This is a genomic window from Peptoniphilus indolicus ATCC 29427 (genome assembly GCF_000227315.1).
Lineage (GTDB): Bacteria > Bacillota > Clostridia > Tissierellales > Peptoniphilaceae > Peptoniphilus > Peptoniphilus indolicus.
Genome location: NZ_JH165065.1, coordinates 41,404 through 52,784, shown reverse-complemented (window position 1 = coordinate 52,784; position 11,381 = coordinate 41,404). Strand labels below are relative to the sequence as shown.

Below are 11,381 nucleotides of genomic sequence, written 5' to 3'. Positions count from 1 at the left end.
TTATTTCTAGAATAAAAAAGACCTGAACTTTCCACTCAGGCCTTAAAATTAATTTAATTATTTAATTTCTTCTTTAAGTGCTTTCTCCTTCTTGATGATGTCAACAAGTTTAGGAACTATAGCGTTGATATCTCCAACAACTCCAAGGTCAGCTACATCAAAGATTGGTGCATCTTCAGTCTTGTTAACTGCGATGATAAGATCAGAATCTTCCATACCGGCTAAATGTTGGATAGCTCCAGAAATACCCATTGCAAAGTAAAGTTCCGGTCTTACAGTCTTACCTGTTTGTCCTACTTGACGGTCTTTTGCAATCCATCCAGCATCTACTGCAGCTCTTGAAGATGAAATTTCAGCATCAAGTTCTCTTGCAAGTTTATCAAGTTCATCAAATCCCTCCGGACCACCAAGTCCACGACCACCGGAAACTAAGATATTAGCTTCAGTGATATCTTTCTTCTTAGATTCACTCTTCTTGATTTCTCTGATAGTTACGTTCATATCAGCAGCAGTAAATTCTACTTTCTTTTCGATAACTTCTGATTTAGGGTTATCTACAGTAACTGATTGCATAACTCCAGGTCTTACAGTCGCCATTTGTGGTCTGAAATCTTCACAAATGATTGTAGCCATGATGTTTCCACCAAAAGCCGGACGAGTCATAAGTAAGTTCTTAGACTCTTCATCTATATCAAGTTTAGTACAGTCAGCAGTAAGTCCAGTGTGAATTCTTGCAGCAAGTCTTGGTGCAAGGTCACGACCAATTGAAGTTGCTCCATAAAGAACAATTTCAGGTTCATTTTCTTTGATTACTTCAAAGATTGCCTTTGCATAAGGTTCTGTTACATATTCCTTTAGCATTTCATCTTCTACTACTATAACTTTGTCTGCTCCATGTTTAAAAAGCACTGGTGTTTCAGACTTTACACTTTCTCCAAGAAGAATACCTACTACTTCTTGTCCAAGTGCATCAGCCAGTTCACGAGCTTTTCCAAGAAGTTCTATACCAACTTTTTGAATTTTGTTATCTCTTTGTTCTATAAATACGTATACATCTTTTGACATTTCACAAGCTCCTTTAGATAATGTACTTTTCTTGAAGTTTAGCTACAATTGCTTGAGCTGCTTCATCAGCTGATAAATCTTTTAAAAGTACGCCTTCGCCCTTACCTTGTTTAGGGAATGACTTCTTAACCTTTGTAGGTGAACCCTTTAGACCGATATTAGCTAAATCTAAGTTTTCTTTAATATCTTCTAATCCCCAAACTTTAACTTCTTTTTGGTAAGCTTCATATATTCCACCAACAGTCATATATCTTGCGCTTGCCGCTTCAGCTAAAGCTGTAATCAAACATGGCATTTTAACATCAATGATGTGATATCTATCTTCAAATTGTCTTTGTACAGTAACTGTGTCTCCGTTTACTTCTACGTTTTCAGCATAAGAAACTTGAGGAATTCCAATATGTTCAGCAATTTGAGGACCAACTTGTGCAGTATCCCCGTCAATTGCTTGACGTCCTGTTATGATTAAATCATACTCAAGATTTTCAAGAGCTCCAGCTATAGTACAAGATGTAGCCCAAGTATCAGCTCCACCAAAAGCTCTGTCAGATACTAAGATTGCTTCATCAGCTCCCATTGCAAGTGCTTCACGAAGAGCAACTTCAGCTTGAGGAGGCCCCATTGAAAGTACAGTTACATGTACATTTTCAGGGTCATTATCTTTAATTTTTAAAGCTACTTCAAGTCCCGCTTTATCATCAGGATTTATAATACTTGGTACACCATCTCTAATAAGAGTATTAGTTACAGGATCAAGTCTTACTTCGTTAGTGTCTGGTACTTGTTTAACACAAACAACTATTTTCATCTTTAAATAACCTCCTTAGTTTACACCCATCCATGAAGAAACTACCATTCTCATAACTTCAGAAGTTCCTTCATAGATTTCTGTAATCTTAGCATCTCTCATCATTCTTTCAATTGGATAGTCTCTTGTATAACCATATCCACCGAATAATTGTAAACAACGTCTTGTTACATCAGATGCTGCTTCAGATGCGAAAAGCTTACACATTGCAGCTAAGTGAGAATATGCTTCTTTATTTTGTTTAGCGCAGGCAGCTCTGTAAACTAAAAGTTGTGCTGCATCTGCTTTAGTTTTCATATCAGCTAATTGGAATTGAGTGTTTTGGAATTGAGAAAGTCTCTTACCAAATTGCTTTCTTTCCTTAACATAATCAACAGTTGCGTCAATAGCTCCTTCAGCGATTCCCAGTGCTTGAGAAGCGATACCGATTCTACCTCCGTCAAGAGTTTTCATAGCAACTTTAAATCCTTTGCCCTCTTTTCCAAGTAGGTTTTCTTTAGGAATTCTACAGTTTTCAAAAATCAACTCACAAGTTGAAGATCCTCTGATACCCATTTTGATTTCAGGTTCCCCAACTCTAAATCCAGGAGTTCCTCTTTCTACTATGAAAGCCGAAATCCCACGATTTCCTTTAGATTTATCAGTCATTGCAATTACTATAAAAGTATCGGCAAATCCTGCATTTGTTATGAATATTTTTGTTCCATTAAGTACATACTCATCTCCATCAAGAACAGCTGTTGTTTGTTGTCCTGATGCATCAGTACCAGCTCCCGGTTCAGTTAAACCAAAAGCTCCAATTTTCTTCCCACTTAATAAATCCGGTAAGAATCTTCTCTTTTGTTCTTCTGTACCGTTTTCAAAAATAGGAGCACAGCAAAGTGATGTGTGAGCTGAAACTACAACGCCTGTTGTTGCACATTTTTTAGAAAGTTCTTCAACAGCCATAGCATAAGCTAAGTAGTCTCCCCCTTGTCCACCGTATTCCTTTGGAAATGGAATTCCGAAGAAACCATATCTAGCAAGTTTCTTTAGATTTTCCTTTGGAAATTCTTCAGTTTCATCTACCTCTTGTGCAAATGGTTCGATTTCATTTTCAGTAAAAGAGCGGTACATTTCTCTAAGAAGTAAGTGCTCTTTGTCCATTGTAAAATCCATTTAATATCCCCCTTAATATAACGTGGTTAATACGTGTTAATAAAATAACACACTTGAGTACAATTATAACATTCTTTGTTAAAAATACAACAATGATTTTTAGAATACAATCCGAAAATTTGATTGCTATCTTAACTCTTAATTAGAGTTTGAAATATGTATCGTGTTCTCTGACACTTAAAACTAATCAATAAATCACAGTTCTCTTCTACAAAATAAATGTATAAATTTTTCCCTTTACAAGAATAATAACATACCTCTTATATCATCTCAATAAATAAAATATAATTTACAAATACCGTTTGTGGTTACTGCTTTTTAATTTTACTTTACAAAATTATTCTCTACATTATACTTAATTTGTAAGAAGTTTACTCTATAAGTTATATAAAAATTGGGAGGTACACATGAAAAGATTCTTATTTCTCAATATTATTCTATTACTTATGTTTTTCAACGTAGTTTTTGCAAATTCAAATGTATCTACAGAAGAATATAATCTTAATAACATTAGCTTTGTAAGTTTTAATCCCGGTTAGGAAATCGTTCCCTTCGTTGTAGATGCATGTCCTGGTAGAGGTTCTCATACCATGATTAGTAATGGTTGGGGTAAATTGATTGAAGTAGACCGTTATGGAAATAGACGTACTATCTTCAATGGAGCTGCTTGGCAATGCAAATATTGTAATGAAGTATTAGTAACTGAATTTGATCCTTTACTTACAGGATATGTTGGTAAATATTGTATGCGTTCAAGATGGGATGTGAGTTCGTTAAGTGACATAGGGACTATTATGGAGGCACCACCGGAATCTATAAGATTTACTAATGGAGCGACTGTTCCAAATTGTCATCTTTATTATTGATTATGAAAATAAAAAATATTCTTATACTAATTTTCACAATGCTAGTTCTAATTTCTTGCTCTGGCAAAAATAATGAAAATTTGGTTGATGATTTTTAACTACATATTTTAATCAAGCTAATTATAGTGAGACGGAATGGCAAAAAATTGAAGAAATCATCAGTTCCAAAGATAGTCATAAAGTCTTAGAGCCTTTCAAAGAATTTTTGACCGATAAAGCTCTGGACAAATTCGTAAATTCCCGTGTAATACCATGTTTCTATTTAAAAGATATGAATATATCTTATAAAATAGGTAGCTTTGAAAAGTCTGATGATGGCCTTACTGTAGAATTAGTATTAAATTCTAATGATAAAACTATATCTTTCCCATTAAAGTTTCAATTTAAAGATGGAAAGATAAATTGGTTTGACTACGCTACACTTATGAAAAATATACAGCAACTAAAAAAGCAATCGGTTTGAGTTCCGATTGCTAATTTTTTAATTTTCAACTTTTAGTTTTAATTTCTCATCTTCTATATCTACTTTAACTTTAGAATTTTCATAAACTTCGCCTTTTATAATAAGCTTTGAAAGTTCTGTTTCAAGAGTAGATTGAATATATCTCTTTACAGGTCTTGCTCCGTATTGTGGAGAATATGACGCATCTAAAATAAATCTCATTGCTTCATCTGTAACTTCTATTTCAATATTTCTATCGGCAAGCTTGCTTTCAATATGCTCTACAGTTTTCTTGATGATTTCATAAATTTGTTCCTTAACCAAAGGTTTAAACAATACAATTTCATCAACTCTGTTTAAAAACTCAGGTCTAAAGCTCATTCTCATTTGAGAGTCAACTGCATCTCTTGCCTCTTGTGAAATTTCTCCGTCAGAATTTATTCCGTCTAACAGATATGATGAGCCTATATTTGAAGTCATGATTATAACAGTATTTTTAAAATCAACTGTCCTGCCTTGGTTATCAGTAAGACGTCCATCATCTAAAACTTGTAATAAGATGTTGAATACATCCGGATGTGCCTTTTCAATTTCATCAAATAAGACAACACAATACGGCATCCTTCTAACTGCTTCAGTGAGTTGTCCCCCTTCATCATAGCCTACATATCCCGGAGGAGAACCTACAAGTCTTGATACAGAGTGTTTTTCCATGTACTCACTCATATCAATTCTTATCATATTCTTTTCATCATCAAATAAAATTTCAGTTAGTGCCTTTGCAGTTTCTGTCTTACCAACTCCAGTTGGCCCTAAGAATATAAACGAACCTATTGGTCTGTTTTCTGACTTAAGCCCCGCACGTTGTCTCAACACAGCATCTGAAACAGCTTCAATTGCCTCGTCTTGTCCAACAACTCTTTGATGTAGTATATCTGACATCGATAACAACTTATCCCTTTCAGTTTCAGCAAGTTTTTCAACAGGAATTTTAGTCCATCTTGAGACAACATGAGCAATCTCTTGGTCAGTTACAACTTCTTTGACCATAGAAGACTCAACTTGATTTTGAGCTTCTTTCTCTCTTAACTCTTCTTCCAACTTAGGAAGTTCTCCGTATTTTAAAACTGATAGTTTTTCAAGATTGTACTCTCTCTCAGCTTTTTCAATTTCATACTTAACTTCATCTATCTTGCTCTTTAAATCTTTTACTTTGTCTAAAGATTGCTTTTCACTTTCCCAAGTTGCCTTTAAATTATCAAACTCTGACTTTTCCTCTGAAAGTTCTTTTTCAAGCTCTTCAAGACGTTTTTTAGAGTAGTTGTCTGTCTCTTTTTTAAGCGCTTCTCTTTCTATTTCAAGTTGTAGAATTCTACGTCTTACATCATCAATTTCAGTTGGCATTGAGTCGATTTCAGTTCTAAGCATTGCACAAGCTTCGTCCATTAAATCAATAGCCTTATCCGGTAAAAATCTATCTGTTATATATCTATCAGAAAGTGTCGCAGCAGCAATTACAGCTGAATCTGCAATTCTAATTCCGTGGTAGATTTCATATTTTTCTTTCAAACCCCTTAGAATTGAAATTGTATCCTCAACAGTTGGCTCTTGAACCATAACTTTTTGAAATCTTCTTTCAAGTGCAGGGTCTTTTTCAATATACTTTCTGTATTCATCAAGAGTTGTAGCCCCTATTGCGTGAAGTTCTCCCCTTGCAAGCATCGGTTTTAAAAGATTTGAAGCGTCCATCGCTCCTTCTGTCTTACCTGCTCCGACTATATTGTGAATTTCGTCTATAAATAGGAGTATCTTTCCATCAGATTTCTCAACTTCAGAAAGTACAGCCTTTAATCTCTCTTCAAACTCTCCTCTATACTTTGCCCCTGCAACTAAAGCCCCCATATCAAGAGATATTATAGTCTTATCTTTCAATCCTTCAGGCACATCTTTTTTTACAATTCTTTGAGCCAAACCTTCAACAATTGCAGTTTTACCAACCCCCGGTTCACCAATTAAAACAGGATTGTTCTTTGTACGTCTTGAAAGAATTCTTATAACATTTCTAACTTCTTCATCACGTCCGATTACAGGGTCCATCTTTCCTTGTCTTGCCTCAGCTGTCAAATCTCTTCCGTATTTTTCAAGAGCGTCGTAAGTGTCTTCAGGATTGTCAGTTCTTACGTGTTGATTGCCCCTTATCTTTTGTAGCGCCGCTAAAAAAGACTCCTTAGTTATATTAAATTTTTTTAAACTTTCACTTGAATTAGTATTTTTAAGACCAAGTAGCGCCAAATAAATGTGCTCTACTGAAACATAATCATCTTGAAAATTATTGGCAATCTCTTCAGAATCAACAAGAGCCTTGCTTATATCTTTAGATGAATATACAGTTCCTGATTGCTTAGGAAGTTTTGAAATTTTATTAATCAGCTCATTCTTAAAAGCACTAGTATCTACTCCCATATACTTCAGTATCCTCGGTATTAAACCATCTTCATCATTTACCAAACTGTAATTCAAATGAATTTCATCCACTTGAGGATTTCCGTACTCTCTTGCAAGATTTTGCGCATTTTGTATAGCTTCAAGTGACTTTTTAGTATATTTTTCAAAATTCATAATTTCACTCCCTTGTACTAATTTTCTTTAACTCCTCATAAAGTCTAAGTTGCTCTTCAGAAAGATTTGTAGGATTTACAATGTTAAACTTCAAATATAAATCCCCAACGTTACCTTTCATATCCCTAAATCCTTTTTTAGGAATTCTCATTTTTCCAGTTCCCCTGTACCCCTTTGGAACCTTCACCTTTATTTTTCCATCTATATTGTCAATTACAATGCTGTCCCCAAGAGCCGCTTGCCAAGGATAAATTTCCTCTTCCTTAGTTATATTCAAACCATCAAACGACTCAGTTGTTGAAGTGTGAATATCGATTTTAAATAAAATATCTCCCATCACACCATATTTTTCTCCATTGACTTTAATCTTCTTGCCCGGAGTTATACCCGCCGGTACTTTTACATCAACTTCGATATTTTTCCCATTCAAAGAAAGAGCCATGTGCTTATTTGTTCCATGATATGCTTCCTTTAAAGATATGCTAATTTCAGTATTGTATTGTTGCCTATAATTCGATTTTCTCTTCGACCTTCCCCCTAAATCAGAAAAAATGTCTGAAAAATTAAATCCTCCCCTGCTACTCCTGTCATCTGAGCCAAAGAATGTTTCAAAGAAATCAGAAAAATTTCCATTTCCCGTTGAAGAATAAGAGTAACCATATTGAGAAGGGTCAAAATTAGCTCCGTTAGAAAAATCATAACTGGACCCAAAAGTATCATACTTTTTCTTTTTTTCAGGGTCTCCTAAAACTTCATACGCTTCGCTAACTTCTTTAAATTTTTCTTGAGCCTTTTCATCCCCACCATTTAAATCCGGATGGTATTTTTTAGCAAGTTTTCTATAAGCAGACTTAATTTCTTTCTCACTTGCACTTTTATTTACACCTAATATTTCATAATAATCTCTATACTTCACTTTTGCCTCCTATTTTGACCTTCTTTGACCTTATTAAATTATACACCGCTATTTCTAAATTTGCAATAGTTATCCACAGATTTTTATTTAACTATTTCACTTTTATTTTATAATTTAATTCTAGATTGTTTTAAGTTAAAATCATATTTTTTATTTATGTAGATTATATAAATCTCACACAACTTTATTTCAATATCTAATCTTTCCATACAATCTTACCCAATAAAAAAATGGTTTATCAAAATAAATCTTTCGATAAACCAAATTAAATTTTACTGCATATTTGCACTTGTAACCACTGCTAATATAATTAAAATATCATATAAAAAGTGAACAATATATGCCAAAGTTAAATTTTTTCTTCTAATATATACAGCAGATAAAACAAACCTAACTATACCTATTCCTATAACAGCTTGGACTATATTAAAATTATACGTTGATAAGTGCATAGCTCCGAAGATTAAAGATGAAACAACCCATGCAAAAATTTCTCTTGTCGACTCTTTTTCAAACTTAGCCTTATGGTATAAAAATAAAAACCAAATTATAAAAAATATCTCTTCTATTACAAGTTGCACCATTAATAAAATGGCAATGTATTTTATATTGTCCTCATTTGCAATCCCAACAATCGGGTTATCAACACTTCCAAATCGCTCAAGAATTATACTAGATATTACACCAACCAAAATAGTTAGTACAGTCATTCCAAAAACTACCGGTATATCCCTTAACTTAGGTCCTTTAAATAATCTTCTAAAAGATTTATGTCCTAACACAAATAAAGAAACTATAGGACCCACAAGGAACATAACCGCCAACCATGTTTTTTCAGGAAAAATTTCCATTATAAAAAACGAGCAATTCAAAATTATCAACGCTATAACCCATCTTAAAATACTTACTTCTCCAAGAGGGTATCTTTCTTCTTTAACTTCAACTAAAATATCTTCTTTTTCAAACTCTTCCATATTTCCCCCTGTAAAGATTATATCGTTACTTATAATTCTTTACAAACACAATAGACAAAATATAGTTGAGAATAAACATTACAATTGCCGATGAGCCTACTATCATATATAAACTCTTCACATCATAATTCCCATTAAAAATTCCAAACCCAAATAATATCGCAGCAACTATAATCGCATAGATTAAAATGTACAACATAAATATGCCAAGCGCCCATTTGACTTTAAACCTAAAACAAATTGGAATCATAGAGCTGTATATTACCATCAAAATTCCACCTACAATAGGTAATCCGTATAATTCCTCAAGTTCTATTCCAAAAAGCATACCTATAAAACCTATAACCCCCGATAAAACAAAACCTATAAAAACCAAACTCAAATAGCTGACATACGTTGAATTTACAATTTTTACATTTGAAATTGGAAGTCCTTTTATATATCTAAAACTTTCATTTTGTTCATCTTCTTTAAAAATTTCTATCATTAAATTTAAAAAATAAATGTTTAAACCTATCATAGGCCCGAGTACAGTTCTGGTTATATATGCAAACAAAAACATAAATGCGAATAGACCTATGTGCATTTTCATTGGAACATTTTTTATAATAATCCAATTTTTTTGAAGTATAGCACTACTCATAATTTTCCAACTCCTTTAAAAGAATTTTAAAAAATAATTTATTAAGTACTACATCAAGTAAGAAAATAAACATTCCAAAATATAAGATATAACTGCTCGTTACAAAATCAGATAATAAATTTGGAAAGTTAGCACTTAAAATAAAAGCTATAAAATATAAACCTACAGGCAACACTGTTACATAATTCTTGCCAAGTTTTAAACTGAAGAAGATATAAAGCAAACTAACAAAATAACATAGACAAGCAGTAAAAGCTAAAGTCCCGACTATCAACAAGTTTCTTGAAATACCATAAAAAATTCCTATTTCAACAAAACTTATAAATAAAACCATTAAAAATTGAGTTATAAATTTACTTTTTAAATATTCTCTTTCACCAATTGGTGTCGCCCTTAAATATTCCCTAACCTTTTCAGCCCCTTCAGTTAAAACAATCCCTCCAACAGACATTACAAATACAATCTGAAGCAATATACATACCGGTAATATATTTGCAGGATTTGCTCCCTCATTAAAAATTTTAATAATAAAGTAAAGTTGACTTAGTGGTATGATAATCAATTGAAACAACATAGTTTTTCTAAAAATATAGAAATCTTTAAGCATTAAGGCTTTCATAATCTCCACCTCGTTTGTAAAATACCATTATATCCTCGATACCGGCCTTATCTACGCTAAAATTAGGATATGACTTTCTAAACTCATTTACATTTTTTATAAGAGCATTAGTAGAATACTTTTCATTCTTAACTTTAACTATATACTCCTTAAAATTATTTATCTCTTCGTGACTACATTTTAAAATTCCAAAATTTTCAAACAATTCATACTTTTCTTCAGATAAAATAACTTCCCCATTGTCTATATACGTGATGTAATCTGCTATCTTTTCTAAATCTCCAGTGATATGAGATGAAATCAAAACTGAATTGGTTTCATCTTGCACAAAATCTAATAAAATATCCAAAATTTCACTTCTTACAACAGGGTCAAGTCCACTTGTTGGCTCATCTAAAATCAATATCTTTGGATTGGAAGACAATGCAATTGCAATTTTAAACTTCATCTTCATCCCTTTAGAAAAAGTTTCAAACTTTTTATTCGTTGTTATTTCAAACTTTTCAATATATCCAAAAAATTTATCAGAGTCCCAATTTTTATAGATGTTCCTATAAATTTTATCCGCTTGTAGCGCATTTATCTGCTTACTTAAAAAAGCCTCATCAATTACAAAACCAATATCTTGTTTGACAAAATTGTCTATATCCTTTCCAAAAGCTTTTATATCTCCACTAAACTTAGTAATGCCAAGTATACAATTTATAATTGTACTCTTACCTGCCCCATTTGCTCCGACAAGGCCCATAATCGTCCCCTCTTCAATGGAAAAATTTACATCCTTTAATGAAAAATCTTTATACTCCTTATTTAAATTTTTAATCTCTAAAGCTTTCATCTTCCACCTCTTTAAATAAATTAAACACTTCTTCCCTGTTAATCCCTGACGTTTTGCATATTTTCAAAATATCAGCTAACAGTTCCCTAATCTTCTGAACACTATCCGCTTTGATGTCTTCGTGATTTACCTTACTTACGAAACTTCCCCTGCCAGAAACCGTGTATATAAACCCATCCTTTTCCAAGTCGTTATACGCACGTTTAGTAGTTATCACAGAAACTTTTAAATCCTTTGCCAAACTTCTCATTCCCGGCAAAGCATCATCAGGCCTTAGCTCACCTACTGCAATCAGCCTTTTTATTTCATTTTCTATTTGTTCATAAATTGGTACATCACTTGAATTTAAAATTATTATTTTCATTTCGCACCTACCGTATATACTGTATATATACATTGTATAAGTGTGTATATTATATGTCAACACCCAAAA

The 11,381-nt window shown here is 32.8% G+C and carries 13 protein-coding genes; 3 read left to right on the top strand and 10 right to left on the bottom strand.

Annotation, left to right across the window (positions count from 1 at the left end; genetic code table 11):
- Window positions 1–57: 57 nt before the first annotated feature.
- From HMPREF9129_RS08730 to HMPREF9129_RS08720, 3 genes are read right to left on the bottom strand one after another with little or no spacing between them, the layout of a single operon-like run.
- Window positions 58–1,065, bottom strand: a complete 1,008-nt coding sequence (locus HMPREF9129_RS08730) for an electron transfer flavoprotein subunit alpha/FixB family protein (protein WP_004822653.1) — start codon at window positions 1,063–1,065, stop codon at window positions 58–60.
- A 13-nt stretch (window positions 1,066–1,078) separates the two neighbouring features.
- Window positions 1,079–1,873: an electron transfer flavoprotein subunit beta/FixA family protein gene (locus tag HMPREF9129_RS08725; protein ID WP_004822651.1), complete on the bottom strand. Its 795-nt coding sequence runs from the start codon at window positions 1,871–1,873 to the stop codon at window positions 1,079–1,081.
- A gap of 15 nt (window positions 1,874–1,888) precedes the next feature.
- Window positions 1,889–3,031 carry an acyl-CoA dehydrogenase gene (locus HMPREF9129_RS08720; protein ID WP_004822648.1) on the bottom strand — a complete coding sequence of 381 codons (1,143 nt, stop codon included), beginning with the start codon at window positions 3,029–3,031 and terminating at the stop codon, window positions 1,889–1,891.
- 407 nt (window positions 3,032–3,438) lie between these two features.
- Here HMPREF9129_RS08720 and HMPREF9129_RS12500 point away from each other — a divergent pair, with 407 nt between their 5' ends.
- From HMPREF9129_RS12500 to HMPREF9129_RS08710, 3 genes are all read left to right on the top strand, one after another.
- Complete coding sequence (locus HMPREF9129_RS12500; RefSeq protein WP_257009249.1) at window positions 3,439–3,570, top strand: hypothetical protein; 132 nt, start codon at window positions 3,439–3,441, stop codon at window positions 3,568–3,570.
- A gap of 51 nt (window positions 3,571–3,621) precedes the next feature.
- Window positions 3,622–3,897, top strand: coding sequence for a hypothetical protein (locus tag HMPREF9129_RS08715; RefSeq protein ID WP_004822646.1), 276 nt, complete (start codon window positions 3,622–3,624; stop codon window positions 3,895–3,897).
- 271 nt (window positions 3,898–4,168) lie between these two features.
- The gene (locus tag HMPREF9129_RS08710) at window positions 4,169–4,360 is read left to right on the top strand and encodes a hypothetical protein (protein WP_004822643.1); all 192 of its coding nucleotides are present in this window, start codon (window positions 4,169–4,171) and stop codon (window positions 4,358–4,360) included.
- Between the two features lie 18 nt (window positions 4,361–4,378).
- On the opposite strand, the gene clpB is transcribed toward HMPREF9129_RS08710, so the two are convergent.
- The 7 genes from clpB to HMPREF9129_RS08675 all read right to left on the bottom strand — a co-directional run.
- Window positions 4,379–6,958, bottom strand: coding sequence for an ATP-dependent chaperone ClpB (gene clpB / locus HMPREF9129_RS08705; protein ID WP_004822640.1), 2,580 nt, complete (start codon window positions 6,956–6,958; stop codon window positions 4,379–4,381).
- Between the two features lie 4 nt (window positions 6,959–6,962).
- The gene (locus tag HMPREF9129_RS08700; protein WP_004822639.1) at window positions 6,963–7,874 is read right to left on the bottom strand and encodes a DnaJ domain-containing protein; all 912 of its coding nucleotides are present in this window, start codon (window positions 7,872–7,874) and stop codon (window positions 6,963–6,965) included.
- A 272-nt stretch (window positions 7,875–8,146) separates the two neighbouring features.
- Entirely contained in the window at window positions 8,147–8,848 is a 702-nt protein-coding gene (locus HMPREF9129_RS08695; RefSeq protein WP_004822637.1) for a CPBP family intramembrane glutamic endopeptidase, read from the bottom strand.
- A 25-nt stretch (window positions 8,849–8,873) separates the two neighbouring features.
- A complete protein-coding gene (locus HMPREF9129_RS08690) occupies window positions 8,874–9,491 on the bottom strand; it encodes an ABC-2 transporter permease (RefSeq protein ID WP_004822636.1) in 618 nt (205 codons plus the stop codon).
- On the bottom strand, window positions 9,484–10,110 hold the full coding sequence (locus HMPREF9129_RS08685) for an ABC-2 transporter permease (RefSeq protein WP_004822633.1): 627 nt from the start codon (window positions 10,108–10,110) through the stop codon (window positions 9,484–9,486). Before HMPREF9129_RS08685 ends, HMPREF9129_RS08690 begins: the two co-directional genes overlap by 8 nt.
- Window positions 10,091–10,948, bottom strand: a complete 858-nt coding sequence (locus tag HMPREF9129_RS08680) for an ABC transporter ATP-binding protein (RefSeq protein WP_004822632.1) — start codon at window positions 10,946–10,948, stop codon at window positions 10,091–10,093. Before HMPREF9129_RS08680 ends, HMPREF9129_RS08685 begins: the two co-directional genes overlap by 20 nt.
- A partial coding sequence (locus HMPREF9129_RS08675) for a GntR family transcriptional regulator (protein WP_257009247.1) occupies window positions 10,929–11,381 on the bottom strand: 453 nt, incomplete at its 5' end. The genes HMPREF9129_RS08680 and HMPREF9129_RS08675, both read right to left, overlap by 20 nt.

Bases quoted from the DNA above. Each gene is read 5' to 3' on its own strand.
- HMPREF9129_RS08730 (WP_004822653.1), bottom strand. From the start codon at position 1,065: ATGTCAAAAGATGTATACGTATTTATAGAACAAAGAGATAACAAAATT.
- HMPREF9129_RS08725 (WP_004822651.1), bottom strand. From the start codon at position 1,873: ATGAAAATAGTTGTTTGTGTTAAACAAGTACCAGACACTAACGAAGTA.
- HMPREF9129_RS08720 (WP_004822648.1), bottom strand. From the start codon at position 3,031: ATGGATTTTACAATGGACAAAGAGCACTTACTTCTTAGAGAAATGTAC.
- HMPREF9129_RS12500 (WP_257009249.1), top strand. From the start codon at position 3,439: ATGAAAAGATTCTTATTTCTCAATATTATTCTATTACTTATGTTTTTC.
- HMPREF9129_RS08715 (WP_004822646.1), top strand. From the start codon at position 3,622: ATGATTAGTAATGGTTGGGGTAAATTGATTGAAGTAGACCGTTATGGA.
- HMPREF9129_RS08710 (WP_004822643.1), top strand. From the start codon at position 4,169: ATGAATATATCTTATAAAATAGGTAGCTTTGAAAAGTCTGATGATGGC.
- clpB (WP_004822640.1), bottom strand. From the start codon at position 6,958: ATGAATTTTGAAAAATATACTAAAAAGTCACTTGAAGCTATACAAAAT.
- HMPREF9129_RS08695 (WP_004822637.1), bottom strand. From the start codon at position 8,848: ATGGAAGAGTTTGAAAAAGAAGATATTTTAGTTGAAGTTAAAGAAGAA.
- HMPREF9129_RS08690 (WP_004822636.1), bottom strand. From the start codon at position 9,491: ATGAGTAGTGCTATACTTCAAAAAAATTGGATTATTATAAAAAATGTT.
- HMPREF9129_RS08685 (WP_004822633.1), bottom strand. From the start codon at position 10,110: ATGAAAGCCTTAATGCTTAAAGATTTCTATATTTTTAGAAAAACTATG.
- HMPREF9129_RS08680 (WP_004822632.1), bottom strand. From the start codon at position 10,948: ATGAAAGCTTTAGAGATTAAAAATTTAAATAAGGAGTATAAAGATTTT.